Raw genomic sequence first — 25,641 nt, 5'->3', positions numbered from 1 at the left:
GCACGCGCGTCGACCTGAATTCAAATCCCGGTGACTACCACTGCAATCCGGGCACCACCCGGGCCACCCGCGCCGCGGGGCCGGGCAGCGCCATCAGCGGCATGAGCACCGGCGCGAGCACGGTCAGCGGGCTGCGGCCGCGCTCTCCGGACGGCTCGGCCGCTGCGGCCTGCGCGGGCGCGACGGCCTTGTTGCCCTGTGCCGCATGGGATTCCCCGAACAAGCGGAAGCCCTGGTGCAGGATCGTGCGCTTCACCGACGGCATCAGCAGATCGACCGCCTGGGCGAAGGTGCCGACCGGGGTGTCGATGCGGTGCGGGCGATCCTCCAGCGCGCGCACCACGATGGCGGCGGCCTGGTCCGGGTCAGGAACCGGCAGCGAACGGTAGAGATCGGTCGGCGCAATCATCGGGGTGCGCACGAGCGGCATCCGCACCGAGGTGAAAGTGATGCCCGCGTCCCGGTTCTCGACCGCCGCGATCTCGCTGAAGTTGTCCAGCGCCGACTTGCTCGCGACGTAGGCCGCGAACCGGGGCACCTTGGTCTGCACGGCGATCGAGGAGATGTTGACGACGTGACCGAAGCGCCGGGCCCGCATCGACGGCAGCAGGGCCAGGATCAGCCGGACCGCGCCGAAGTAGTTCACCGCCATGGTCCGCTCGAAATCGTGCATGCGATCGGTCGAGTTGAGCACCGAGCGACGGATCGACCGGCCCGCGTTGTTCACCAGGTAGTCGATGTGGCCGTGTTCGGTGAGCACGGCGCGCACCAGGGACTCGACCGCGTCGGCGTCGGTGATATCGCACGGATAGTCGTAGGCCACACCGCCTTCCGCGCGCACCGAGTCGGCGGCGTCGGACAGGTCGTCCTTGCCGCGGGCCACCATGAGCACGGTGGCGCCGCGCCGGGCGACCGCGTGCGCGGTGGCCAGCCCGATGCCCGAGGAAGCGCCGGTGATGAGCACGATCCGGCCGCTGAGCGGATCGTCGGTGATCTCGGGGCGGTCGCGATGGGTGTCCAGATGCGCACGCCAGTAGCTCCAGAGCCGTTCGGCGTAGCTTTCGAACGGCGGCACGCTCAGGCCGGAGCCGCGCAACTGCGCCCGGGTGGAATCGGAGATGAACTCCGCGGCGAAGGAGGTGTGCGGGGCGACGGCCGCGGGAATGCCCAACTGCTCCAACAGGAAATCGCGCACCGAGGCGACGCCCGGCAACTGCGCCAGCCCGGTCAGCGCCAGCGCGCTGCCCGGCACGACGCCGATGCCGGTGGGCGCGCCCGCCGCCGCGGCGAGCGCGCCGTACACCGCGCTGAACGGCTGCGGCTCCGGGTTGACCAGGTGGAAGGTGCGCCCGTCGAGTCCGGGCCGGCGGATCAGCGTGGCCATGGCGGCGGCGACGTAGTCGACCGGGACGATGTTGGTCGCGCCGAGATCGGGCAGCGGCATCGGCAGTTCCGACGGCAGCGCCGCGAGCTTGGCGATGGCGGAGAAGAAGTAGTAGGGACCGTCGATCTTGTCCATCTCGCCGGTGCGCGAATCGCCGACCACGATCGCGGGCCGGTACACCCGCCAGCGCAGGCCCTGCGCCTCGCGCACCAGCTGCTCGGCGGCGAACTTGGTGCGGTGGTAGGGCGAGGTGAGCTGCTGACCGAGGTCGAAGTCCTCTTCGAAGAACTTGCCCTTGTGGTCGCCGGCCACCGCGACCGACGAAACATGGTGCAGCACAGCGCCGATCCGGCGGGCCAGGGCGATCACCGAACGGGTGCCCGCGACATTGGCGGCGTGCGCGGTGTCCTCGTCGGCGGTCATGTCGTAGACGGCGCCGAGATGGATCACGTGCTCGGCCGCCGGTGCCTCCCGGGTGAGCCCGAGCCCGTCCGCCGTGAGGTCGCCGACCAGGGAGAACACCCGCTCGCCGCCGTGCCACGCGGTGGCCAGGTCAGCAAACTTCTGCAGCGAGCCCTCGCGCACCAGCACATGGACCACGGCGTCGGGATCGTGGTCCAGCAGCTCCTGGACGACCCGTCGCCCCAAGAATCCGGTACCGCCCGTCACGATGTAGGTAGCCATCGTCCTCTCCTGCTGTTCACTCGAACCGTGTTGTCGCACAAAGTAATCCGGCATGCAACAGTGAATGCGGAGATACTGGTCCGGCCGCGACGTGCCCCCTGACGCGGTAACAGCGGTCGGGCCGAAAGTAGGAACCACTTCGTCCTGACTTATAGGAAACAGTAATGGATTCCGCGCGACCCCGGCAAGCGTTCCGGTCGGTCTGCGGCTGTGGGACTGGTCACCTGTCTGTGCAGGTCAAAGGGTAAGTGTTACAACAATTTCCAGGTATACCTTCACTGGTCATTTGACCAGTAGTCTTCTGGCATCCGATGAGCTAACGCCGCTCCACCCGGGCGGCCGGCGGCTGTACGGTGGGATGGTCCCGGAAGTAGGCCTCGAAGGCGTCCAGGTCGGTCGGGCCGGGGACGCTGTCGGTGCCCTCGGTGAAGACGGCGAACCCGTCGCCACCCGAGGCGAGGAAGCTGTTCGTCGTGATCCGGTACGTCGCAACGGGATTGAGCGGTTGTCCGCCGATCCGCACGCTCTCGGCGGACACCTTCGCGCCGTTCGACGCGGATTCGGTGTAGGCGTAGGTGATACCGGCGGGGGAGAGCACGGCCGGCTTGCTCGTGTTGGTCCACTGCTGTTCGAGCAGCCGCAACACCTGCGCACCGGTGAGCGTGAGCGTGACGACCTGGTTACCGAACGGCTGGACCGTGAAGATATCGCCGTAGGTGACCGGGCCCGCCTTGATGTCCGCGCGGACCCCGCCCGGGTTCATGAACGCCGCGACCGCACCCGCCGGTCCGGCGGTGGCCGCGAGCATCGAATCGGCGATCACGTCGCCGAGCGGCGCGGTGCCCGAGGCCCCCGGATCGTGCGACAGCACCGCGGTGGCCGTGCCGACCACCCGGGCGGTGCGCGGCCGTGCCTGTTCGGCATAGAAATCGACGAGCGCGGTGGTGGGCCCGTCCGGCGTCACCTCGCGGGTCACCACCCGGTTGACCGCGGACGCCCGCACGCCGTCCGGGGTGAAACGCAGCGTCAGATCGGTGATGAGCCTGCCGTAGGACGCGGCCTGGGTGACCACCTTGCCCTCGATCGTGCACACGTAGGACTGATGGCTGTGGCCGGTGAACAGCGCCTGCACCGCCGGGTCGATCGCCTTGGCCAGGCCCGTGACGTTCGGGCTGATATCGGCGCAGCCGTTGTAGTCGACTGGCACATCTTTGGGCGGCTGCTGGCTGCCGCCGTCGTGCATCAACGCGACGATCGTCTCGGCGCCCGCGGACTTCACCTCCGGCACGTAGCGGTTGATCGTCGCGGCCTCGTCGTCGAACCGGTACCCCCGGATCCCCGCGGGCAGCACCAGATTGGTGGTGTCCGGGGTGACCGTGCCGATCACGCCGATCTTGTGCCCGCCGATTTCCAGCATGGTCCACGGCCGCAGCGCGGGCGGCAGCTTGCCCTCGGCGTCGGTCACGTTCGCGGCCAGGTACGGGAACTTCGCGCCGGTGAAGGGCGCGCCGGGTGCGCAGCCGTCCGGCGCGCAGCCGCCCTGCTGGATGCGGGCCAATTCGAGGACGCCGCGGTCGAATTCGTGATTGCCGACCGACGAGGCGGCCACCCCGATGGTGTTCATGAAGGTGACGGTCGGTTCGTCGTGGAAGAGACCGGAGATCAGCGGGCTCGCGCCGATGTCGTCACCGGCCGCGACGATCGCGCTGGCGGGATACGCGGCTTTCAGGCGGGCGAGGTGGGTGGCCAGATAGGCGGCCCCGCCCGCGTCGTGCCCGGCGATCTTGCCGGTCGAGCCGGCCGGCGGCTGCAGATTGCCGTGCAGGTCGTTGAGACCGAACAGGTGTACTTCGTCGGACTCGGCCGGGCCGAGGTCGTCGGTCGAGATCAGCGGCACCACGCCGGGCACGGTCGAGGTGATCGGCCCGCCGCCCTGGTCGTTCGCCGTGTCGCACCCGGCGACGAGCGCCGTGCTCACGAGTCCGGCAACGACCACGGCAAAGCGACGGCGCGCGTTCATGTTCTGACTGTGCCACGCGGGGTCGGCCGGGGCCACCGTTCGCGCGTGCCGCCGTCGCTGTTCGCTCGGCGATCTCGCCGAGTTCACGGGATATTCCGATTGGGTGGATAGCCAGGAGATGAACACCCCTGTCCCGCTGTGCACACGATCGGAGTGATGGTCACCATGACGAGTTCGATGACACGACGCGATGCGATGAAACTGTTCGGTGCGGCGGGCGGTGCGCTGGCCGTCGGCGCGGCGATGCCGCTGGCCACCGCAGCGCCCGCGGCCGACGAGATCCGGGTGCTCGCGATCAATATCTGGATGGGCGCGAGCAAGATCCCCGATGGGATCGCCCTGGTGGCCGATCTGATCATCGATACGCGTGCCTCGGTGGTGCTGCTGTCGGAGGCGAACAAGGCGACGAAGGCGATCGCGGCGGCGCTGGAGCAGAAGGGCCAGAAATTCGAGGCGGTCGCCTCGGGCGATACCGGTGTGCTCTCGGCGTTCCCGGTCGAGGAGAGCGCGGACCTGGGCTGGATGGTCAAGGCTCGGTTGAGCGTCGGGGGCAAGCGGATCACCGCCTACGCCGCGCACCTCGAATATCGCTGGTACGCCACCTATCTGCCGCGCGGTTACGGCGCCGGCGTGCCCGCGCCGGGGGAGTACTCCGAATTCGGCTGGAACAAGCTGCCGGGCGGGCCGGTGACCGATCCCGCCGCGGTGCAGCGGGTGAACGTCGCCTCCGGGCGACCCGAAGCGATCGGCGCCTTCCTCGAGGACGCGAAAACCGAAGCGGCGGCGGGCAGTTCGGTGCTCATGGGGGGCGATTTCAACGAACCGTCCGCGCTGGACTGGACGCCAGCGGCGGCGAATCTGTTCGACCACAACGGTGTGGTGCTGCCGTGGGAGAGCACCCGCCGACTACAGCAGGCCGGGTTCGTCGACGCGTACCGCTCCCGCTACCCGGATCCGGTGACGCATCCGGGTTTCACCTGGCCCGCGAGCAACCCCGACGCGCCGGTCTCGCAGCTCACCTGGGCGCCCGAGGCCGACGAACGTGACCGGATCGACTACATCTTCGCCGGGCCGGGCGCCGCGCTGCGGCTCACCGACGTGGGCATCGTGGGACCGCGCGGCTCGATCGTGCGCAATGCCCGGCGGGAGGAGAATACCCAGGACAATTTTCTCGCGACACCGCAGAAATGGGTCACCGACCACAAAGCCGTCCTGGCGACATATCAGCTCACCTAGAACACGACCGCGCCGTTTTTCGACACGGCGCACCGAGGTGTACGGGAGTTTCCCGAGCGACCGGTTGGTGAATGTAATACTGCGTAGCCGAGAAGCAGTCGAAAGTTCACGACCATTTTGGAGGGCTCGGGTCTTTGAAATTCTCACGCACGACCTCGATGGTGACCTGTGCGCTCGGTGCCGCGCTGCTGGTGCTCGGACCGGCGGCGCGGGCCGATGCGGTGATCTTCGGCGTGGCGATCGAAGCCGACGAGCACATGTGCGACGGCTCCGACCACGACGACCGCTGGTATCAGGAGATCGGCGAGTGGCTGGAGCTTTCCCCGCTGATCTTCGACAAACCGGTGCACACCGAAACGCGGCGTGTGCTCTACGGAAATCCGGTATTCGACAAAGACACGCGAAACGCCATGTGCGCGGGCGAAGCGGCCTACAACGAAAAACTCCAGGCCCTGATCACGGAGAGTTACGTGGTTGGAAATCTGCAGGAACTGTGTGAGACGAACGAAGGTCTGCTGCGTTATATGAAGCGGCGATCCGCGGTGTTCCAGTGGATCACGGTGAACGACTGGAACGCGCCGAAACCGCCGGCGCCGACCTGCCTGGCCTGAAAGTCAGCCGAGCAGTTCTGTCACCGCATCGGCCATATTGGCGCGGAAGGCGGTGGGGGAGAAGGTTTCCGCATGCGCGCGGATGACCTCGGTCCGGTAGGCGGTGGGCGTACAGTCGCGCATCGCCGCGGCCAGGTTGTCGATCACGGTCTCGTCGGGGCCGTGCGCGACGTGCGCGCCGGTCATGCCCGGCCGGACCGTGTCCAGCGCGCCGCCGCGATCGACCGCGAGCACCGGGGTGCCGCAGGCCATCGCCTCCACCGGGACGATGCCGAAATCCTCGACGCCCGGCATCAGCAGCGCGCGACAGCGGCGGTAGGTGTCGACCAGAACTTCGTGTGAGGTCGCGCCCAGGAAGGTGGTCTCCGGCCCGGCCAAGGATTCCAACTGCGCGCGGAAACGGCCGTCGCCGAGCACGACGAGCTTGCGGCCCGCGCGCTGCGCGGCCCGAATGGCCAGATCCGGCCGCTTGTACGGCACCAGTCTGCCCGCGAACAGGAAGAAGTCCTCCCGAGCTACCGCGGCGTCGGGCGTGAAGCTGTCGATCTGCACCGGGGGATAGACGACCGTGGCGGGCAGCCCCCACCAGTCGTGCACCCGCGCGGCGACGGCGCGGGAATTCGCGACGATCCGGGACAGCCGAGGCGCGGCCCGCAATTCGGCGTGCCGGGCCAGGCTGCCGAGCGCGGACAGGGCGAGCCGGCCCGCGGGCCCGCCCGCCTCGCGCGCGCGGAAGTCCTTGTCCCACGCCCAGCGTGCCGGGCTGTGCACATAGGCGAGGACCGGTACGTCGGCGGCGAACGCGGCCTGGGTGGCGAACGCGTGATGGCTGATGACGACGGCATCGAAGCGGTGCGCGAGCGGCAGGCGGCGCAGCGCGCGCGGTACGAAGGGCAGCAGCGGAGCGTGTGAACGGCGGCCGGTGACGGCATACGCACGGCTGAGCCAGGTATCGTGCACCGAGGTCAGCGGTGCCCGCACGCCCGCCGGATCGACGATCGGCGCGAAAACCTCCGTGCGCTCCCAGGTTTCGGCCAGCTCGCCGACGACGGCCTCGGAACCGCCGAACTCGGTGAAGCGTTCGTGCACCACCGCGACGCGCGGGCCGCTCATCCGTTCGGCCAGGGGAACTGCGGTGCGGCAAGAGCTTTGAGCGTCACCGCCGCGGCGTGCGTCGCGTGCTCGGTCGCACGGACTGCCGAGCTGCCATGACTGCAAAGTTGCACGCCATGCCATTCTGGCGGGTGTTTCGGCGCTCGAATCGCCTTGTTCGGCTGCGTCATTCGTCGTCCCGTCGAATGCGGCGCGGCGCGGCGTGGCGGCGGATGGCCGGCGCGACCGGACGGCCGACGAGCAGGCCGTCGACGCTGCCCTGCTCAATGGCTTTGCGGTACACCGCCGCGGCTTCGCGGCAGGCCGCGACGGTCTCGTCGATATCGCCGTCGGTATGCGCGGCGGAGGTGACGAACGACTGCCCGAGCACACCCCGCTGCAGCAGCTCTTGCAGGAACAAGGTGCGGAACTCCTGTGAGGGCCGCCCGCTCGGGTCGCGAGTGACGAAGATGAGACACGATGGGCGGCCGAGTACCTGAAGGTGGTCGGCGATGCCGAGATCCGCGGCGATCAGGTTGACCCCGTCGGCGAGACGCCGGCCGGCGCGCTCCATGCGGGTGATCGGATCGCCGGCGCGGTACTCCCGCACCACCGCACGAAAGGCGGCGAGCGACGCCGATTCCGGGCCGTGCGTGGTGGACAGCAGGAAGACCCGATCGTCGTCGGTGCGCAGCCCGCCGAGTTCCATGTACTCGCGCTTACCAGCCAGCGCCGAGAGCGGGAACCCGTTGCCCATCGCCTTGCCCCAGCAGGACAGGTCCGGGCGGACGCCGTAGACCGCTTGCGCGCCACCGGCCGACCAGCGGAACCCGGTGATCATCTCGTCGAAGACGAGCAAGGCGCCGTGCCGGTCGCAGAGGGCGCGCACGCCTGCCAGGAAGCCCGGCGCGGGCTCGGCCAGTGCGGTGGCCGCCTCCATGATCACCGCGGCGACGCGCCCCGAATCGAGCACCGCCGCCAGCGAATCGAGATCGTTGTAGCGGAAACGCAGGGTATCGGCCGCGATCTCGGCGGGGATGCCGTTGCTCATCGCGGTGGTGCCGATGAACCAGTCGTCGACCGAGAAGAACGGTTGATCGCAGACGGCCAGCGCGGTCCGGCCGGTGGCGGCGCGGGCGAGCCGCACCGCGGCGGTGGTCGCGTCGGAGCCGTTCTTGGCGAACTTCACCATGTCGGCGCCCGGCACGAGAGCGAGGAAGTCCTGTGCGGCCAGCAGTTCCAGCTCGGTCGGCCTGCTGAAGCTGACCCCGTCGGCGATCGCGGCGCGCACGGCGTCGAGCACCGGTGCGAATCCGTGCCCGAGGGTGACCGAGCGCAATCCCATGCCGTATTCGACATAGCAGTTGCCGTCGGCGTCCCACACGCGGCAGCCGTTGCCGCGCACCAGCACCGGGGCCATCTGTTCGGGATACTGGTCCGCGCCCCTGGCGTAGGTGTGCGCACCACCCGGGACGAGTTCGTGCAGCCGCGCCTGGAGTTCGTTGCTCCGGGCGAACCGGGCGTGCGGCGTCGCCGGCTGCTCGGGATCGGACGCCATGTTGATCTCCCCGCGGTTCGGCACACTGACCCGTGCGAATCCTCCGGTACGCGACGGGTGCTGCGCCTCACTGTACGTCCGCGCCGCCGGGCTTGTCCGGGCAACGACGGCAGTGCCGCGCACGCCACAAAGCGGCCGGTCGGTGTGTCCGAACGGGAGTCCTGTTGCCTGTCAGCGGCTTCGGCTGGTTCTGGGCAGGCCGAGTCGGATCACGGTCAGCATGATGCGCTGGTAGCCCACGGGGAACAGACGCTGGACGATATCCATGACGATCGCATCGGTGCCGATGCGAATCTTCGCCTTGTTGCCTCGGATTCCCTTGACGATCGCGGCGCCCGCCTGCTCCGGGGTGAGCCGCGCGAGCCGGTCGAACGTCGCGACATTGGCCTCGGGGGTCTCGGCGCGGGCGATGCCGGTACCGTCGAATCTGGTGGAGCGCGCGATATTCGTGCGGATCCCACCGGGGTGCACGGTCAGCACCCGCACCGGCGATCCGGCGAGGCGCAGTTCCATCCGCACCGATTCGGTGAACCCGCGCACCGCGAATTTGGTGGCACTGTATGCGGATTGGCACGGCATGCCGAGCAGGCCGAACACGCTGGAGACGTTCACGATGGTCCCGCCGGCGGAGCGTTCGACCAGCGGGTGGAACGCCCGGGTGCCGTGCACGACGCCCCAGAAATTGATGTCCACGATCCAGCGCAGGCTCTCGTCGCTGACCGTGACACCGTCGCCGAGCACCGCGACACCGGCATTGTTGACCACGATATCCGCGCGGCCCCAACGCTGTTCGACCGCTGCGGCGAAGGCGTAGATCGCGTCCCGGTTCCCGACGTCGACGATATGCGTGCTCACCTCGCCGCCCAGTTCGGCGATGCGATCGGCGGTCGCTCGCATCCCGGTTTCGTCGATATCGGCCAACGCCAGGCCGGCGCCGTCGCGCGCGAGCGCCACGGCGGTGGCCGCGCCGATGCCGGAGCTCGCGCCGGTCACCACCGCGACTTTGCCTTGTAGCCAACGTGTTCCACTCGTTCTCGGCTTCACCGAGGTCATGGTAGAGAACGATCGCTTTCTAATTGGGGGGTTGGCGGAGATCGGTGAAAAGATTGTCCGCGTGCCCAATCCGGCCCCGAAGGGCTCGATCGAGCGCCTATAGGTCGATCGTCGCGCTCACTGTTTCCCGGAGCTTCGGGGTGACGGATCGGTGGACAGGGACGGTGCCGAGCTGTGTTCCGGTGGGCTGGGCGTGGTGATCGCCCAGAGGTCGTGATCGGCGCGGCGGCCGGTGGCGTCCACCGAATCGCGCATCTGTCCTTCGTGCGCCATGCCGACCCGGGCGGCGATCTCGGCGGCGACCTGATCGCCCGGCGCGATGGTGGTCGCGACCCGACACAGACCGAGCGGTCCGAAGGCGAGCGTGAGCAGCCCCCTCGTGGCCGCGACGCGGACGTGCTCGGCGTACGCCGGATCGGCCCAGACGAACATGCGGGCGTTGCGGTCGAACATGTCCCGATCGAACAGCCGGGCCTCGCCGACGTACCCGCCGTCCACCTCGATCGCGAGGACCAGGCCACCCGCCGAGCGGAGCCCGGCTCGGGTACGCAGGTACTGCCGTACCCAGTGCCACCTGGTGTGCTGTGCGGCCCAGGTCGGCTCGGGCGCCGACGCGTCGGGATCCAGCGCGGCCCGGCAGCGCGACCGCGCGGCCCGCCAGCGCCGCCAGTCGGTGGGCTTGCGGGTCCGGAGGACGACCTCCGGATGGTCCGGGTCGGCGAGCCGGATCGGCGGCGGTGTGCCGAGCGGATCGAACAGGTGCACCGCGCGCCCCACGTAGAAGCGTGCGCCCGCGATCACCATGGCGAGTTTAGGCAGCCCCGGCGGCACCGGATCGGCGGGTGCGGGCAGCGGTGCGGCGCCGGGCGTGTGGTGACGCGCGAGCCAGTGCCCGGTGAACCCGTCCGGCGGGCGATCGCCCGCCGTGACCGCCCAGAGTTCGTGATCCCGGCGCGCCCCGCCCACGTCGAAGTACCTGCCCATCAACGCTTCCCGGCGGAAACCGACCCCGGCCGCGCCATGCGCGGCGGCGACGTTGGCCGGTGAGATCGGCGCGGTGATCCGCTGCAGCCCGAGCCTCGTGAAGCCGTGGTCCAGCAGCATGGCCGCCGCCAGCCCGCCGATACCGTGCCGGGCCACCGTGGCGTCGACCCAAATGCCCATTTCCGCGGCGCCGGTCGCGGTGTCGATCGTGCCGAGCTCGATCTGTCCGGCGAACCGCCCGTCGACCTCGATGACGGTGGCCAGCCGGCGACCGGCCCTGGCCTCCGCGCGGATCATGAGACATTCACGTACCCAATGGGTTCCGCAGTGCCGTGCGTCCCAGTCCAGCGCCGAGCTGTACCAGAACGGCTCGATATGCCGCCGGTCGCGTAGCCGGATGTGCCGCCAGTACGGGTAGTCGGCGAGCCGGGGCGGGCGCAGCACGACCGTACTGCCACGCAACGGCACCGGCCCGAGTCTGCTGCGCGCCAACGATTTCGGTCGGGTCATGGCGGCTACTCGCGCGGCCGCTGTTTACCCAAGGACATGGTCTTCAGGGCGCCCTCGGTGGAGATGGACACCCGCCAGTATGTCCCGGACGCGTCTTTGAGCACGAGACCTCCTTCGCTGTGCTCGGAGAGCCAAGTTCCGCTTCCCAGGACGGCTGCGCGCACGGAGCCGTCGGCGGTCTGCGTCTGTAAGACGTCGGCGTCGCTGCGTCCGGCCTTGATCACGACCGTGCCGGTGAAGGCCGGGGTGTGCATGCTGGTGCGCCCCAGCACATGCCAGCGGTCGGGGAACACCGCAGGGTTGAGATCGTCCGCGGCGGTGGAGATCAGGTTCACCGCGGTGCCCTCGGGGCAGCCTGCGGGATCGATCCGTAGCTCGGTCGGCGGCCGGTCCAGATCCCTGTCGAACTGCACGTTGGCGAGATACGGCTGGCGGCAATAGATCAGGTCGAGCCCGACGCTGCGCGCCGCCACCTTGCAGTTGATCATGCCGAACTGGGCGGGCCCGCCCCGGTCGGCGTGCCCGATGGACAGCGCGACCTCGGCGCCCTCGAACCAGACATTGGTCAGCCACCAGTCGTTGGCCGCACCGTCGACGCGGATGTGCCGATCGGTGGTACGCGGATCGGCGTCGGACACGAATTCGACGTTGGTGAGCGCCAATCCGGCGTTGTGATCGTTACCGGTGCCGAGCACGCCGATGAAGTTGCTGGTGAGTTTGGACGAGGTGACGTAGTTCTGGATGCAGGACGTGACGATGCCGTAGCCGAAATTGTTGATGTCGCAGTTGACGAACGAGGTGCCGCCGGTATTGCCCTCCAGCACCACGCCACGCTGCGCCAGGTAGCGCGGATGGTTGTCGCTGAGGTGATTGCCGCGGATCACCACCGAATCGAACGAGCACCGAAAGCATTCCGACAGCACGATCCCGGTCGCCTTGGGTCCGGCCAGATAGAAGCCGATCCGGGCGAACCGCACCCGGTTGCGCTGATGCAGGTGGATGAGCGTCGTGTCGGTCTCGCAACTGATCACCGTCACGTCGGCGCCATCACCGAGAACCGTGGCGTAGTCACTCAATTCGGGCCACGCCGTCACCCGGTAGTGGCCCGCGGGTAGATACATGACGAGCGGTTTGTCCGTGACGGCGGCCGCCGCCGCGATGGCGGCCGTATCGTCGGCGAGACCGTCACCGACGGCGCCGAAGTCGCGGACGTTGCGCGCCGCGGGTGCGTCGGTGACGTGCGGCGAACGGAATTCGATCGTGGGCGGACCCACCTCGGGTGTGCTGCTGCACGCGGCCAATACCGGCACCGCGCCGACCGCCCCGAATGCGGCCGCCAACACACCCCGTCGACCGACTGCTTCTTTGCTCATGACCCTGCCTCGCCAACGCTGGGATCCGTCATGCGCCCATTCATAGCCGCAGCCTGTCGCCGAGCCGCTGCAGCCGGTTGCCCGGCTTGCTGTACGCTACCGCGCCGGTCAGCTTGTTGTCGCCGAAAGTGGCCAGCGCACCGCGCAATTGCGGCGCGGTGGTGCTGCCGAGCGGGACGACGGCGATGGTCCGCCCGCAGAGCGGTGCGAGCGCGATGGCGTCGGCGGCCTGGGTCACCGGTGCGGTCTGCACGATGAGGTGGTCGTATTCGGTGCGCAGCTTCGCGACGACCGAGACGAAGCGCTCCGAGGCGAGCAGGTCGGGGGTCTGCGCGTCGGCGTCGCCCAGCGGCAGCACCGTGACGCCGGTATCGGGCAGCGCGGTGACTGCGTCGGACACCGGGGTGCCGTCGCGCAGCACCTCGGCCAGGCCGAGTTTCGCTGCCGGGACCGTGCCGGAGCTGCCGTTGCCGGAGGTGTCCGCGTCGATCAGCAGCACGCTGCTGCCGGTGTCGGCCAGCGATTTCGCCAGGGCCGCCGCCACTTCCGGTTCCGACCGGGACGACAGGCTGGTGAACTGCACGCTCCCGGCCTCGTTTTCGCGCAGCAGCCGGGTGCGCAGTCGCCGGGTCTCGTCGGGCGCGCCGGGCCGGCCGGCGTCGATGATCCCCAGGATCGGCACGGGTAGCAGCGCTTCGAGATCATTGGATGTGCGCAGGGTGCGATCGGTGCGGTCCCGGACGAAGGCGCCCGCACAGCCGAGCGCGAGCCCGGCGAGCATGCCCAGCACCAGGAGGCGTTTCGTCTGCGGTCCGCTCGGCGCGGTCGGCAGTTCGGCACGGTCGACCACCGCGACCCGCGCCGCCGGTGCCGCGTCCCGCTCGATCGTCTCCAATTCGTCGACGAGCCTGCGGAATTGGGCCACCACCGAATTGGCCAGATCGCGCGCGCCCTCCGCGGTGCCGGACTCGACGGTGATGACCAGGTTGGTGGTCGCGGGCGGGGAGAACGCCTTGATCTTGCTCTGCACCTCGCCGACCGACAGCTGTAGTCCGAGGTCGTCGATGACCCGCTTGGCGACGGTCGCGCTGGTGGCCAGGTCCAGGTATGAGCGGACGCGCTGCTGGGCGGCCAGGCCACCCTGGTACGAGTCGTTGACCGAGGTTCCGGTCGCCATCGACACGTACATGCTGCTGGCGGCGAGGTAGGTGGTCGGCAGCGTGCTCGCGTAGCCGGCCGCCGCGGCCAGGCACACCACCACCGCCGCGACGATGATGACCCAGCGGCGGCGCGCGATATGCCAATAGTCGATCAATCCCATGGGGTGGACGCTTTCTCGGTAAGAGGGACAGCCCCGACAAGGTCTGGTTCCGCGCGCGGCGGAACCGGTGCGGCTCGGCGCCGGTACGCACGCACCAGCAGCGAGATGAGCCACGCGAGCACGGCCGCCTGGAGAAATTTGCCGAGATTCTCCATGCTGCCGAGGATTCCGCGCTCGAACAGCGCGGAGGCGCCGGTCATGGCCAGCCCGAGGACCACGATCGGAAACAAGCGCGAGTGCAACGCTCTGGCCCAGGCGATCAGCAGCGCGAAGGTGAACACCGCGCAGACGAGCACCCCGGCGTAGCCGCCGAGCACGTAGCCCTCGTTGACATTGCCTTCGGCCAGCGATACCGACACCTTGGTCATGTCGACCGAAGCGCCGCGTACGTCCTGCGCCCACGCCGTGCCGGACTGGAACTTCTGGCTGCCGAGCAACTGACCCGGGATCAAGCTCGTGGTGGCGTGGCGCAGTGCCTCGGTGGGGGTGAGCCACAGACCGGGCCCGTGGAAGTAGGCGTCGGTGGCCGCCTCCAGCAGGTCGAACCGGCGCAGGATGCTGAGGAACGGCTGCACCAGCGGCGGGTAACCCGAATCGATCACCGCCGCTTCGGCTTTGGCCACCTCGGTCTGTTTCAACGACTGCAGCCAGCCGAACCCGCCGATGCCCAGCACCCCGATGGCCGCGACGGAGAACGCTTTGGTCTTGGTCCAGCCGAGGAGGGCGAAGCGGATCGCGATCGCCAGTGCCGCACCGATGATCGGCGTTTTCGATTCGACGACCGCGGTCCAGGCGAGTTCACCGAGCAGCAGGCCGCCGATGATCAGCGCGGTGGTCTTCGGTTGCGCCGGTCGGATGAAGATGATCAGGCCGAGCGCGGCGATGGTGGCGAGGATGGCGACGAAGGACAGGATCGGATTGGCGCTGTCGACATCGCCTGCGCCGCCGATGGATCCGGTGGCGACCGAGGCGGCCCGGCCGCACAGCCCGACGCCGTACATGGCGGCGAGGGTCGGCACGAAGTCGGGGTCCCGGGTCAGCGCCGGCTGTTGCGGCGGTGGCTGGCGACGTGCCCAAAGGGCGTAGGCGACAACGAGTCCCGCGTAGATCCAGAGGCCGAACACGACGTGTTCGAGCACCAGCGCGATGCCGCGGTCGTACCCGAACTCGGCCAGGCGGGGATCAGGCACGTTGTCGCCGTAGTGCGGCTCGGGCTGCACCCGCAGCAGCACCAGCGGCCGCCCTAGATACGACAACGACCAGAATGCCGCCTGCGCGATCAGGAAGACCCGCGCCACCCCGGGAATCGCCGTGGCCGCGACCACGATCGTGAGCAGGGCGAGGGCGATCAGCAGCACCTCGGTGGTGGCGGTCACGACGGCGCCGGTTCACGCGATCGCATCGATGATCTCCCTGGCCCGGTCGACGTAGCGATGGTGACCGTCGACGATCCGCTGGTGTCCCGCCGCGGCGACCGCGGCCGCCTTGTCGGGGTGGGCCGCGCACCAGTCGAGGATCTCGCGCAGTTCGCCGGTGTCGGAGAACAGGAAGCATTCGCTGGTGTCGGTCAGCAGCTCCGCGTGTTCGTCGGTGCGTTCGCCGACGAAAAGCCCACCGGCCGCGGGGACTTCGAAGGTGCGGCAGGTGTGGGTATCGCGGTTGCCGGAGTTCAGCAGAACCAGATTGGCGGTGATGCTCGCGACGATTTCGGAGTACCGCTGGCCGTACACGGCGCCGCCGACCACCGCGCCGGTGGTGTGCAATTCGGGCACCCGCCGCCAGCCGGGCCCCCGCACCAGCATTCGGGCGCCGTGCGTACGGGCGAGGGCGACCAGATCGGCGCGGCGGTCGGGCCGGCACACCCCGATGAAACCCACGAGGAACTGCCGGGTGCCGCGCCGCGCGGTCGGGTGATGCCAGGCCGGGTCGTAGGCGCTGCGCACGAAGACGACACCGCGGGCGCCACGCGTGCGCAGCTCCGCCACATTGTGCCGCTTCGTGGTGAGCACGTGATCCCATTCATGCTCGTGGGCAAGGTATTCCGGGCTGATGTTCGCCGGGTTCGCGACGTCGTCCGGGCTGTAGTGCACGTGCACGGGCGCGGGAACGTCGAGCAGCCTGCGCTGGTCGAGATGGATGCCCTTGAAAACGAAGACCAGATCCGGGCGTAGTGCCGCGGCGGCGCGGTCGATCTCGTCGTGCAGCGCGGCGATATCCCACGGCGCCCGGCGGTGCTGCAGCTTGGCGTAGATCCACGGGGGAGAAAGCCTGCGCGGCAACGTGACCCGGGTGGTGTCGAGGACGACGACGTCGTGCCCGGCCTGCCGGAAGCCGTCCGCCAGCGAGCGGGCGTTGCTGCCGACCCAGTCGTCGCCGAGGTAGAGAATTCTCATGACCCGCCCTCCTCCCGCATCAGCACAATCGCGGGACCGTCGGCGGTCGTTACCCGCTCGCGGTGGATGAGGGTCCGGATGCGCAGCAGATACCAGGCGGCGACGGTGAATTCGACGACGACGGTGCCGTAGACCAGCGTCCACACCGAGTGGGTGCGAAACGCGATGGCGAGTGCGGTGGCCGCTACGGCGGTGCCGAGCACCGCTCCGATCAGCACACCGGTGGTGTCCTGGCGCACCGGCAGCACGGCCGTGGTGACGAACGAGGTGATCGCGGTGGCCGGGAGCACGAAGGTCTCCACCCGCAACAGTCCGATGGCGGCCGTGAAATCCTGACCGAACACCAGGTGGATCAACATCGGTGCGGCCAGCCACACCGCGGCGGCGGCCACGGTCGCGGTGCAGACGCAGGCGAGCAGCGCCTGCATGGCGTGGCGCCAGAAGTTGTCGTCGGCGCTCTTGCGTGCCATGCGCGGGAGCAGCGCGAAACCGATGGGATCCAAGGTGGATTGGATCGCCCGGACCAGTCGGTCCCCGGCGGAATAGAGGCCGAGCGACACCGCGTCGAGCACCGCGGAATACACCGCCGCCGCGCCCTGACCGTACGACGTGACCAGTAGTCGCGAAGTGAAAACCGTTGCGCCGGTGCGTAACACGGCTCGGATACCGCGCGGGCGGGCCGGGCGCCCGAAGGTGCGCAGCGAATCCCACCAGGTCAGTGCGACGGTCGGCACCGACGACACGAGCAGGCACAGCAGCGCGACCTGTGCGCTCGGCATCCGGGGCAGCACGGCGACGAGCAGCACGAGATAGCCGATGCGGCCGACCGCCTGATAGGCCGTCGAGGCGCCGAAGCGGCCCTGACCGATCAGCAGCCAGTCCTCGGAGACCGACCAGAAGCCGCCGGCGAACAAGCCGAGCAGGATCATCTCCAGATGTTCCGGCGCACCGACGGCATAGCTGAGCAACAGTGCGGCACCGAGCACGCCCAGCGTGCCCGCCCGGATCGCCAGATAGTCGCCGCGAAGCTGGTTGACGTGCCGAAACCGGTCGCTGCCGAGTCCGGGGGAGTTGGCGTCGTGCACCCGTGCCGCCAGGTACGAGGTGATACCGAGATCGACCAGCAGCGAGCCGATGAAGTACGCGGACATGCCGATCGCGAGCAGGCCGAGACCATGGGTGCCGAGTACCCGGGCGATCAGCGGCACGGTGACGATGGTGACGACGTACTGCCCGTATTTTCCGAAGCTGACGTAACCGATATCGCGGATGATCGCGAGAAAGCCGTGGCGCGGCCGGGGATTACGACGATGCGAGCCGCCGCCGGAGGACGACCGGTCGGGGGCGTTCGGCGCGGCGTGTTCAGCCATACGGGGTTCGCTCCGGGGAAGAGGGGGTGCCCGCGGCGTCGTTGCGTTGTGCGATGTCATCGAGGAAGGCGGCGACCGCGCGGGCCGTGCCGGCGCTGCCGAAGTCCGCGGCGCGCAGCCGCCCCGCGTCGGCGAGCCGAGTACGTAGCGCGGGGTCGGCGATGAGGGTGTCCAGGGCCGCGGTGAGCTGGTGCGCGGACCCGCCGTCGACGAGCAGGCCGTCGACCTCCGGCGTGATGATTTCCGCGGGACCGCCCGGCCGGGCGGCGATCACGGCGCAGCCCGCCTGCATGCCTTCGACGATCACCTGACCGAACGGCTCCGGCAGGACCGAACAATGCACGAGGATGTCTGTGTCGCAGAGGTATTCGCCCGGATCGTCGACGTGGCCGGTGAAGGTGACCGGTAGTGCGAGGTCTCGGGCGAGCCGTTCCAGCTCGGTGCGATAGGTCTGCTCGTCGAAGAAAGTGCCGCCGATCAGGTAGACCCGGTGTGGACGCGTCTTGGTCGCCGCCAGGGCCCGCAACAGCACGTCCTGGCCTTTCCACGGGGCAAGCCGGCCGAGCACGGCGACCACCGTCTCGGCGGGCGGGCGCTGCGCGCAACGCGTTGTGCCGAGGGCGGGTTCGACGCCGGGGTAGGCGACGAGCGCGGGTTTGCGCCCGACCGGCAAGGTGTCGAGCGTGCTGCGGCTGTTGGCGAGGTAACCGGCGCAGCACCAGCGGCCCAGCAGGCGCAGCACCAGCGTCGGCAGCCGGCCGAAGTAGTCGGCGGCGATCCGGTCGTGTACCTGCCAGACCAGCGGAACGCGGGCGCGGCGCGCTGCGACGATCCCCATCACGAGGGCCTTGCTGCTCTCCGCGACGAGCACTCGGGCACCGAGCCGCCGTGCGGCGCCGCCGACCGTCCAGCCCAGTCGCAGCAGCGCCGCGAAACCGGCGACGAGTCGTATCGGCGCCGCGCCGATGGTCATCGCCCTGCTCTCGAAACGACCACGCAGCAGCAGGGTTTCGACCCCGCGTGCGCGCATGCGCTCGACCATCGGACCGTCTTCCGTATACACCATGGCGATATCGGCACGACCGAGGTCCCGCAGCGCGGACAACAGGCGCAGCGTGGCCAATTCGGCGCCCGACGGCGCCGCGGTGTGTGCGAGGAACAGGGCCTTGGTCATCGGCTGACCTCCCGGTACAGCGCGAGGTGCCGCTGTGCCGTGACATCCCAGGAGAACGTCTCGGCGTGCGCCCGGCATTGCTCCGGGCCGGGCAGGTCGCCGTGTAGTGCGCCGACCAGCCGCGCGGCGAGGGCTTCGGCGTCGCCCGCGGGCACGATCAGGGACGGATCGAGGCCGTGCACCGAATCCGGCAGTCCGCCACAGTCGGTCACGATCGGCGCGCGCCCCGCCGCGAGCGATTCCAGCGCGATCAGCCCGAAACCCTCGAGGGCGGTGGTGGGCACCACCGTCAGTGTTGCGAGTTCGTACAGTTCGGTCAGCCGTTGGTCGTCGACGTGTCCGGCGAACTGGACGGTATCGCGCAGAGTCGCTGCCGCGGAACGGAGTTCGTCCTCCGCCGTGCCGGTGCCGACGAGCACGAGCCGGGCGTCCGGATGGTCGGCGAGGACGGCGGGCCACGCGCGCAGCAGCGTGTCGATGCCCATCCGGCGTTCGAGCCTGCGCACGCACAGCACCGTGCGCGTCGGAGTGTCGGCGGGGACCGGGGTGGGCTGGAAACGATCGAGGTCGACACCGGGCGCGATGACCGCGACCCGATCGGGGGAAACCCGGTAGTCGGTATGTAGTACCTCACGAAAGTGGTTGGACAGCACCACGAATCGGTCCGCGCCGAGGTATCGGAGCCGTTCGAGCAGATACTTGGCGCGCACGGCCGCGGGGTGCTGTCCGGTCATCCGGCTCTCCGCCGCCCACGGGCCGTGGAAGTGGACGACCAGCGGTACGCGGCCCCGTCGAGTCAAGGCGACCGGTCCGTACAGACAGAAGTGGCGGTCCAGCACCGTGCCGCGGTCCAGGCCGGACCGGTCGAGCAGCGCGGTGCGTGTCCGGTGCAGCGTGGAACCGCCTGTGCCGCCCCAGGATCGGGCGTTCACGGCGGCCGGCGCGGCCGTGCCGAAGGCGGCCGCGGACACCGCGAGCTCCGGTTGCCGCGCGAGGGCGTGGAACAGCTCCGTGAAGTACCGATTGAGCCCGCCGGGCGCGGACGTGAACCACTCCGATCCCGTCATGTGGACCCGAACTATCCCGGAACTTCCCGTCACCCATGCCCCCTACTGGCGGTGATGGCGGGACGAGTCGCTGTCGGTGAACTCGCCTCTCCCGCAGCAGTCTAGGGGACCGGCGGCCTTCTGGTCGGCCAGTCGGCGAGCAACAATTCGTCAACCCAGATCGAAAAGGTTCGGTTGCCCGGCGCGCAGGCGCGCGGCGTCCATCTGGCGCAGCGGTTCGAACGCGGGTATCGCGGCGCGGGTGAACAACTGGGCGCGGGCGGCGGGGGAGCCTGCCGCGTCGAGCAAGGCGTTCACCGCGGTGCGTGCCGCCTCGTTGGCGCCCTCCATGGTGGCGAGATCGAAGTTGGTCTGGACATAGTCGGCGGCGAGGAACAGGTTGGGGATCCTGGTGTGCGCGGTGGGCCGGGCGGCCCAGGAGCCGACGGTGTTGACCAGCAATGGCTCGTCGTTGTGGTTCTGCCCGTCCTGCCAGCTGATACCGGGATCGAGCTGCCAGTCGCGCACGATGCCGTCCTTCAGCTGGACGCGCCCGTCGTCGTTGAGCGCGCCGGTGAGCTGAGCCCAGGTCTCCTGGTAGATCTCTTCGCGGGTGCAGTGTTTGGCGGTTTTGCCGTACAGGATGCCGGGGGTATCCCAGTCGGCGATATCGATGGTGAGACCGTCGAGGACCCTGCCGTCGCCGTATTTCGCGGCGTAGTCGACATCCCAGAACGCGCGCTGCGTGTACGAGGTCAGTCGCCAGGGGGCGTCGAGATAGATGTTGTAGCCCGCGCCGAGCTCCAGTTTCTCGCTGACGAACATCTGCATGCCGGTCATCCAGTCGACGGTCAGTTCGTCCATGCGCGCCAAACTCGGTTCGAGACTGCGCATCTCGGGTGACCACAGCCGCTGCGCCCGATCCGTCGGCACCGCACAGACATACCAGTCGGCTCGGTGCAGCGTGGTCGAGCCGTCCGGTCTGCGGATCCGCGCGCCGCCGATCTCACCGCTCGCGACCTCGAAGCCGTCCCGGGCGTGCCCGGGCAGGAACCGCACGCCCAGCTCGCTCAGCAACGAGATCCACGGGTCCAGCCACGCTTCGTTGGTCGGGCCGTTGAGCACCTGATAGACCTTCGGGCCGCCGGCGAGTTCCTGCAGCAGGGCGATGAAGAAGCTCTCCATCATGTTGCCCATGGTCCGGGTGCTCGCGACATACTCCTTCGCCGCCACCAGTGCGCGGGTCAAACCCGTTGCGGCGAGGGCCTGGAACTGCGCGGATCGCTGTGCCGCACCGACATAGTCCCACCAGCTGAGGTGTTCCCACTGCGCGAAGCGACGCTCCTCGCTGGAGGTGAGATAGGTGATGACCCGCCCGGCCATGTGGATCGCCTCGGGCAGCGGAATGAGGTTGTTCTTCATGAACACTTCGATCAAGATGCGCTGCAACCCTTCCGGGGTGAGCGCTTGGCGCGGGTCGAAGTAGAAGCCGAACATCAGCGGGAAGCCGTCGGGGAGATTGCCCGCTCTGGGGTAGCGGGGATCGTTGACCGAGAACGGAATCAGGTTGTCGTAGACGGAGTTCCGGGTGCCGGGCAGCGGAATGCGGCGCATCGTGTCGTGCACGTTGTGATAGAACGAGGTGAACCCGCGCGCTCCGTGCTCACCCGGCAGTGGGGCCCGGCCGCCGATCCCGGTGCCGGGCAGCGGGATGGTGCGGGATTTCCCGCCGAGTTCTTTGCGGTCGAAGACGGTCACCTCGAAACCCCGCTCGGCCAATTCGTGGGCCGCGGTGAGTCCGCCGATGCCGGCGCCGAGCACCGCGACCGTGTTGCGCGCGGGCCCGTTTCGCCGGCGTGGCGCCCGCGCTGCCGCGGTGCCCGCGCTCGCCGCCAAACCGGCCGCACCGGCCAGACCCGCCGCGCCACGTAAGACCGAACGCCTGCTGACCGCGCTGTTCCGTTGGTGAGGTGTCACTGCCCGACCCCGTTCGCAAAACTGACTATTGTGATAGTCATCTTTAGCAGATGGCCGCGCGCGATGGGAGACAATGCGTAGATGACGAGGCGGAGCGAGCGATGACCGGCACGCCGAAACAGCGCCGCCCGGTGCGACCGTACGGCGGGGTCGGCGCGGCCGACCGGGTCGCGGCCCGTCGCGACAAACTGCTGGCAGCAGGCCTGGAGCTGTTCGGAACCCGGGGCTACCCGGCGACCGGCGTGAAAGACCTGTGCCGCACCGCCGGACTCACCGACCGATATTTCTACGAATCGTTCGGCGGCACCGCGGAGTTGTTCGCGGCGGTGTTCGATCAGGTGATCGACGAACTGTTCGGGGCGGTGGCCGTGGCTGTGGACGCGGTGCCCGCCACCGGCACCCGCAAACTGCGCGCCGGCATCGGCACGTACCTCACCGCGCTGGCCGAGGACGCGCGCAAGATGCGGATCGTGTTCGTCGAGCCCGCCGGGGCCGGGGCCGAACAGCGGATGCGCGAGGCGCTCTGGCGCTTCGCGCGGCTGGTGGCCCGAACCGCCACCGCGGCGCGGCCGGAGACCGAGCCGCCGGCCGAGCTGGTGGACATCTACGCGCTCTCGGTGGTCGGCATGCTCGAACGCGTGCTGGTCGAGAAGGAGGGCGGGCGGCTGGACGTGCCGATGGACGAACTCGTCGACTATTGCACGGCATTCGCCGCGGCGTCGCTGGCGGCGCTCTACGCGGGGCGGATAACCAAACAGTCCGGTCGGCCCGAAGGGCGTTCTCGCACAAGCGATTGAGTAGCGCGCGGTTTTCCGGTAACTCCCGGTACGGTAGCCGCGATGCATAGCGTGGGGTAGATTTCACAACGAGTTCGTGCTCGGCACGGGCCGACCCGGCAGGGGGCTGGCGGGAGGATATGCACAGTGGGGACCGAAGGTTCCGCGGCCGAGCGCGCCGAACTTGCCGAGGGCAATATTCGGGTGCTGGTCGAGAACGGCGAATACTGGCTGCGCAATCGCGGCGATATCGCGATGATGGCGGTGACGGTCGAACGGCTGCGGGCCCGATGGCCGCGCGCCCGGATCGGGGTGCTCACCCACCAACCCGGCATCCTGCGGGCGCTGCTGCCGACAGCGGAGCCGCTCTGCGGCCCGGACTGGTCGTGGCGCGGTGACGGGTGGGCGGCGCGGTTATCCCGCAGGGCCGCAACGAAACTGGGCGGTCCGGCGGCCCTGCACTGGCGGGCCGCCACCGACGGACCCAAGGACCGGTTGCGCGCGCTGCGCTCGGCGGCCAAGCGCCGGACCGCGGGCCCCGGCATCACCGAACATGTGACAGTGCCCGCCGACAGCGCATTCCCCGTCGAAATACCCGCCGCGGTCGAACAGGCGTCGCTGGTGCTCGCGCTCGGCGGCGGCTACATGACCGACGTGGACCGCTATCAGGCGCACCGCACGCTGAATCTGCTGGAATACGCCCGCGCCCGCGGCATTCCGACCGCGCTCGTCGGTCAGGGCCTCGGTCCGTTACGCGACCCGGAGCTGCTACGCCGGGCAGGCGAGGTGTTACCCGGCGTGGACTTCGTGGCCTTGCGCGAGCGGCGGCGGGGCCCGGAGTTGTTGTCGCGCATGGGTGTCGCGCCCGAGCGGGTGCTCGTCACCGGTGACGACGCGGTCGAGTTCGCCTACCGGTTGCGCCAGGCCCGGATCGGCGCGGATATCGGCCTGTGCCTGCGGGTCGCGGACTACTCACCGGTCGGTGTGGCCGCACAGGAGACGCTCGGCCGGGTGGTGCGCACCTGTGCGGCCCACCATCGGGCCGGGGTGGTTCCGCTGATCATCTCCGAATACGCCTCCGAGGACCGGCTTTCCACGCTGCCACTGATGGCGGGGGCACAGCTCGCGCGACCCGCCGTCGGCCGGGGCGGCACGCCCCAGGATGTGGCGCGTCAGGTCGCGGGTTGCCGGGTGCTCGTCACGAGCGCCTACCACCTCGCCGTCTTCGCGCTGTCGCAAGGCATTCCGGCGGTGGGCATCACCGCCTCGGAGTACTACGACGACAAGTTCCACGGCCTGGCGCAGATGTTCGGCACCGGGCTACGGATCGTGCACCTGAACGATCCCGCGCTGGAGACGCAATTGACCGAGGCCGTGCAGCAGTCCTGGCACGACGCGCCCCTGGTGCGGGAGCCCTTGCAGCGCAAAGCGATAGAACAGATCGACGCCAGCAGAGCCGGGCTCGAGCGGGTATTCCGGCTGGTGGACAGCGGCCCGGTACGTCCGGGCCATCAGCTAGGGGGATGACTCATGGCCAGCCTGTCGGTCTGTGTTCCGGCGTACAACTCCGCGCGCACGCTCGCCACGACGCTGCGTTCGGTGCTCGACCAGGACGCGGAGTTCGAGCTGGTGGTGCTGGACAACGCCAGCACCGACGACACCGGCGCGATCGCGCGCTCGTTCGAGGACCCGCGGATCCAGGTGCTACGCAACGATGCCGTGCTGCCGATCGGGGACAACTGGAACAAGGTGATCCGCGCGTCCCGGGGCGATCTGGTCAAGGTGGTCTGCGCCGACGACGTGCTGCGCCCCGGTGCGCTGAGCGCGCAGCTCGCGGTGATGTCCGCGGACCCGGACATCGCGATCTCGTCGAGCCGGTTCGAGGTGATCGACGAGGACGGCGCGCTGCTCGAGACCGAACTCGGCTTGCCGGGACTGCTCGGCAGGCAGACGGCGCGGGCGCTGGCGCGGGCCATCGTGCGGCGCGGGCCCGCCGATTTCGGGCCGACCGCCGCGGCGATGTTCTACCGCAAGCATTTCGATTTGGTCGGCGGCCTGCGCGGGGATCTGGTGTTCCCGATGGACGTGGACCTGTTCGCGCGGGTGTCGTCGTTCGGTGTCTTCTTCGGGATGACCGAAATACTTGCCGCCTGGCGCAATTCGTCGTTCAACCTGTGCAGCCGCACCTCGACGGTGAGCAAGCTGACCGACATGTTCCGGTTCCACCACCGTATCGCGGGCGACTACCCGAACCTGGTGAGCCGCGGCGACGTGCTCGCGGGTGACACCCGGCTGGCCCGAGCGGCGTTGTACCGCTTGCGGGTTCGTACGGTGGCCACGGTCCGCAATCGCCCCGACCTGCTGGTCTGACCACCGGCGGTGTGGCGCTCGCGCCGGGGCGCCACACCGGCCGGACCTCAGAGGGTCCAGATCCGCCCATAGGTGATCACGGTGTCGCCACTGGCGCTGACCACGCGCACGAACGGGCGGATGGTGGTCGGCCCGATCACGCCCGTCACGGTGCCGTGGAACCCGGACATCCGGATGAAGCCGGAGGTACCGGAGATATCGCCACCGGCGCACTCCACGGTCTTGATGCCGGGACCGAAACCGACCTCGATCTCCACGCCCGCGCGGGGGATCAGCCCGTCGAGCTTGAGGATGCCGCCGTCACCGCCGCCGAGGTCGACGCCGAGTCCGGGTGTCGAGTAGCCGAATTTCAGTCGCCCGCTCAGCGTCGCGGGATAGCCGACCTGGTAGCCGATGGTGATGTGCCCGTTCCAGTCCTCCGCGTGCGGGCCCGCGACCTTGAACGACGCCTCACCGTTGTGGAACCACTCGCGCGTCAACGGATTTCCGTCCAACGGCGGCACGAAATCGATCCGGGTATCGGACTGGATCGCCTCGATCGACCGATCCTTCTGATCGACGATCTGGTTGGTGCTGTCGACGACCGCGCCCGCGGCGCCCGCGCCGAAGATCAGGCCGGTAGCGACGGCGGTGGTGATCGCGAGCATGCGCAGGTCTCGGCCGCGCTGCTGCGTGAAGTCCCTCATCTGGTTCATCCCCTTCTGCACGC

The 25,641-nt window shown here is 69.2% G+C and carries 20 protein-coding genes; 5 read left to right on the top strand and 15 right to left on the bottom strand.

Going from position 1 to position 25,641, the window contains the following annotated elements:
* Positions 1-34 precede the first annotated feature (34 nt).
* Together NVU01S_RS34540 and NVU01S_RS34535 are read right to left on the bottom strand one after the other, a co-directional pair.
* Positions 35-2,068 carry an SDR family oxidoreductase gene (locus NVU01S_RS34540; RefSeq protein ID WP_043674808.1) on the bottom strand — a complete coding sequence of 678 codons (2,034 nt, stop codon included), beginning with the start codon at positions 2,066-2,068 and terminating at the stop codon, positions 35-37.
* 316 nt (positions 2,069-2,384) lie between these two features.
* On the bottom strand, positions 2,385-4,088 hold the full coding sequence (locus NVU01S_RS34535; protein ID WP_052280876.1) for a bifunctional metallophosphatase/5'-nucleotidase: 1,704 nt from the start codon (positions 4,086-4,088) through the stop codon (positions 2,385-2,387).
* A gap of 177 nt (positions 4,089-4,265) precedes the next feature.
* On the opposite strand from NVU01S_RS34535, the gene NVU01S_RS34530 reads away from it, so the two are divergent.
* Both NVU01S_RS34530 and NVU01S_RS34525 read left to right on the top strand, forming a co-directional pair.
* Positions 4,266-5,324 carry an endonuclease/exonuclease/phosphatase family protein gene (locus NVU01S_RS34530; protein WP_244467355.1) on the top strand — a complete coding sequence of 353 codons (1,059 nt, stop codon included), beginning with the start codon at positions 4,266-4,268 and terminating at the stop codon, positions 5,322-5,324.
* A 134-nt stretch (positions 5,325-5,458) separates the two neighbouring features.
* Positions 5,459-5,935 carry a hypothetical protein gene (locus NVU01S_RS34525; RefSeq protein WP_043674806.1) on the top strand — a complete coding sequence of 159 codons (477 nt, stop codon included), beginning with the start codon at positions 5,459-5,461 and terminating at the stop codon, positions 5,933-5,935.
* 3 nt (positions 5,936-5,938) lie between these two features.
* Here NVU01S_RS34525 and NVU01S_RS34520 read toward each other — a convergent pair whose 3' ends face one another.
* From NVU01S_RS34520 to NVU01S_RS34465, 12 genes are all read right to left on the bottom strand, one after another.
* Positions 5,939-7,048, bottom strand: coding sequence for a glycosyltransferase (locus NVU01S_RS34520; protein WP_043674803.1), 1,110 nt, complete (start codon positions 7,046-7,048; stop codon positions 5,939-5,941).
* A 166-nt stretch (positions 7,049-7,214) separates the two neighbouring features.
* The gene (locus NVU01S_RS34515; RefSeq protein ID WP_043674903.1) at positions 7,215-8,585 is read right to left on the bottom strand and encodes a glutamate-1-semialdehyde 2,1-aminomutase; all 1,371 of its coding nucleotides are present in this window, start codon (positions 8,583-8,585) and stop codon (positions 7,215-7,217) included.
* Between the two features lie 171 nt (positions 8,586-8,756).
* Positions 8,757-9,707, bottom strand: a complete 951-nt coding sequence (locus NVU01S_RS34510; RefSeq protein ID WP_244467354.1) for an SDR family NAD(P)-dependent oxidoreductase — start codon at positions 9,705-9,707, stop codon at positions 8,757-8,759.
* Positions 9,708-9,755: 48 nt separating this feature from the next.
* Positions 9,756-11,132: a GNAT family N-acetyltransferase gene (locus tag NVU01S_RS34505; protein WP_082032168.1), complete on the bottom strand. Its 1,377-nt coding sequence runs from the start codon at positions 11,130-11,132 to the stop codon at positions 9,756-9,758.
* A 5-nt stretch (positions 11,133-11,137) separates the two neighbouring features.
* Positions 11,138-12,505, bottom strand: a complete 1,368-nt coding sequence (locus NVU01S_RS34500; protein WP_043674798.1) for a right-handed parallel beta-helix repeat-containing protein — start codon at positions 12,503-12,505, stop codon at positions 11,138-11,140.
* Positions 12,506-12,545: 40 nt separating this feature from the next.
* Positions 12,546-13,826, bottom strand: coding sequence for a protein tyrosine kinase (locus NVU01S_RS34495; protein WP_043674795.1), 1,281 nt, complete (start codon positions 13,824-13,826; stop codon positions 12,546-12,548).
* The gene (locus tag NVU01S_RS34490; protein WP_043674791.1) at positions 13,817-15,202 is read right to left on the bottom strand and encodes a hypothetical protein; all 1,386 of its coding nucleotides are present in this window, start codon (positions 15,200-15,202) and stop codon (positions 13,817-13,819) included. The genes NVU01S_RS34495 and NVU01S_RS34490 overlap by 10 nt, the downstream gene beginning before the upstream one ends.
* 12 nt (positions 15,203-15,214) lie before the next feature.
* Positions 15,215-16,219, bottom strand: a complete 1,005-nt coding sequence (locus NVU01S_RS34485) for a CgeB family protein (protein ID WP_043674789.1) — start codon at positions 16,217-16,219, stop codon at positions 15,215-15,217.
* Positions 16,216-17,589 carry a lipopolysaccharide biosynthesis protein gene (locus NVU01S_RS34480; protein WP_043674786.1) on the bottom strand — a complete coding sequence of 458 codons (1,374 nt, stop codon included), beginning with the start codon at positions 17,587-17,589 and terminating at the stop codon, positions 16,216-16,218. The genes NVU01S_RS34485 and NVU01S_RS34480 overlap by 4 nt, the downstream gene beginning before the upstream one ends.
* A complete protein-coding gene (locus NVU01S_RS34475) occupies positions 17,582-18,763 on the bottom strand; it encodes a glycosyltransferase family 4 protein (protein WP_043674783.1) in 1,182 nt (393 codons plus the stop codon). Before NVU01S_RS34475 ends, NVU01S_RS34480 begins: the two co-directional genes overlap by 8 nt.
* Positions 18,760-19,830 (bottom strand): glycosyltransferase family 4 protein, encoded by a 1,071-nt coding sequence (locus NVU01S_RS34470; RefSeq protein ID WP_043674781.1) that lies wholly within the window; start codon positions 19,828-19,830, stop codon positions 18,760-18,762. Before NVU01S_RS34470 ends, NVU01S_RS34475 begins: the two co-directional genes overlap by 4 nt.
* 150 nt (positions 19,831-19,980) lie before the next feature.
* Positions 19,981-21,786 (bottom strand): hydroxysqualene dehydroxylase, encoded by a 1,806-nt coding sequence (locus tag NVU01S_RS34465; protein ID WP_244467353.1) that lies wholly within the window; start codon positions 21,784-21,786, stop codon positions 19,981-19,983.
* 101 nt (positions 21,787-21,887) lie between these two features.
* Here NVU01S_RS34465 and NVU01S_RS34460 point away from each other — a divergent pair, with 101 nt between their 5' ends.
* The 3 genes from NVU01S_RS34460 (at position 21,888) to NVU01S_RS34450 (ending at position 24,932) form a co-directional block, all read left to right on the top strand.
* A complete protein-coding gene (locus NVU01S_RS34460; RefSeq protein ID WP_043674775.1) occupies positions 21,888-22,583 on the top strand; it encodes a TetR/AcrR family transcriptional regulator in 696 nt (231 codons plus the stop codon).
* Between the two features lie 126 nt (positions 22,584-22,709).
* Positions 22,710-24,089, top strand: a complete 1,380-nt coding sequence (locus NVU01S_RS34455; protein WP_052280864.1) for a polysaccharide pyruvyl transferase family protein — start codon at positions 22,710-22,712, stop codon at positions 24,087-24,089.
* 3 nt (positions 24,090-24,092) lie between these two features.
* The gene (locus NVU01S_RS34450) at positions 24,093-24,932 is read left to right on the top strand and encodes a glycosyltransferase family 2 protein (protein ID WP_043674773.1); all 840 of its coding nucleotides are present in this window, start codon (positions 24,093-24,095) and stop codon (positions 24,930-24,932) included.
* Between the two features lie 47 nt (positions 24,933-24,979).
* Here NVU01S_RS34450 and NVU01S_RS34445 read toward each other — a convergent pair whose 3' ends face one another.
* On the bottom strand, positions 24,980-25,618 hold the full coding sequence (locus tag NVU01S_RS34445) for an MspA family porin (RefSeq protein ID WP_141692119.1): 639 nt from the start codon (positions 25,616-25,618) through the stop codon (positions 24,980-24,982).
* Positions 25,619-25,641: the final 23 nt, after the last annotated feature.

The organism is Nocardia vulneris (genome assembly GCF_001613425.1).
Classification (GTDB): Bacteria; Actinomycetota; Actinomycetes; order Mycobacteriales; family Mycobacteriaceae; genus Nocardia; species Nocardia vulneris.
Note: the sequence above shows the minus strand (reverse complement) of the source record. Positions and strands in the feature narration are given on the sequence as shown.

Coding starts and splice junctions, on each gene's coding strand:
- NVU01S_RS34485 (WP_043674789.1), bottom strand. CDS start 16,219: ATGAGAATTCTCTACCTCGGCGACGACTGGGTCGGCAGCAACGCCCGC.
- NVU01S_RS34505 (WP_082032168.1), bottom strand. CDS start 11,132: ATGACCCGACCGAAATCGTTGGCGCGCAGCAGACTCGGGCCGGTGCCG.
- NVU01S_RS34535 (WP_052280876.1), bottom strand. CDS start 4,088: ATGAACGCGCGCCGTCGCTTTGCCGTGGTCGTTGCCGGACTCGTGAGC.
- NVU01S_RS34520 (WP_043674803.1), bottom strand. CDS start 7,048: ATGAGCGGCCCGCGCGTCGCGGTGGTGCACGAACGCTTCACCGAGTTC.
- NVU01S_RS34515 (WP_043674903.1), bottom strand. CDS start 8,585: ATGGCGTCCGATCCCGAGCAGCCGGCGACGCCGCACGCCCGGTTCGCC.
- NVU01S_RS34475 (WP_043674783.1), bottom strand. CDS start 18,763: ATGACCAAGGCCCTGTTCCTCGCACACACCGCGGCGCCGTCGGGCGCC.
- NVU01S_RS34460 (WP_043674775.1), top strand. CDS start 21,888: ATGACCGGCACGCCGAAACAGCGCCGCCCGGTGCGACCGTACGGCGGG.
- NVU01S_RS34470 (WP_043674781.1), bottom strand. CDS start 19,830: ATGACGGGATCGGAGTGGTTCACGTCCGCGCCCGGCGGGCTCAATCGG.
- NVU01S_RS34500 (WP_043674798.1), bottom strand. CDS start 12,505: ATGAGCAAAGAAGCAGTCGGTCGACGGGGTGTGTTGGCGGCCGCATTC.
- NVU01S_RS34530 (WP_244467355.1), top strand. CDS start 4,266: ATGACACGACGCGATGCGATGAAACTGTTCGGTGCGGCGGGCGGTGCG.
- NVU01S_RS34480 (WP_043674786.1), bottom strand. CDS start 17,589: ATGGCTGAACACGCCGCGCCGAACGCCCCCGACCGGTCGTCCTCCGGC.
- NVU01S_RS34540 (WP_043674808.1), bottom strand. CDS start 2,068: ATGGCTACCTACATCGTGACGGGCGGTACCGGATTCTTGGGGCGACGG.
- NVU01S_RS34445 (WP_141692119.1), bottom strand. CDS start 25,618: ATGAGGGACTTCACGCAGCAGCGCGGCCGAGACCTGCGCATGCTCGCG.
- NVU01S_RS34450 (WP_043674773.1), top strand. CDS start 24,093: ATGGCCAGCCTGTCGGTCTGTGTTCCGGCGTACAACTCCGCGCGCACG.
- NVU01S_RS34495 (WP_043674795.1), bottom strand. CDS start 13,826: ATGGGATTGATCGACTATTGGCATATCGCGCGCCGCCGCTGGGTCATC.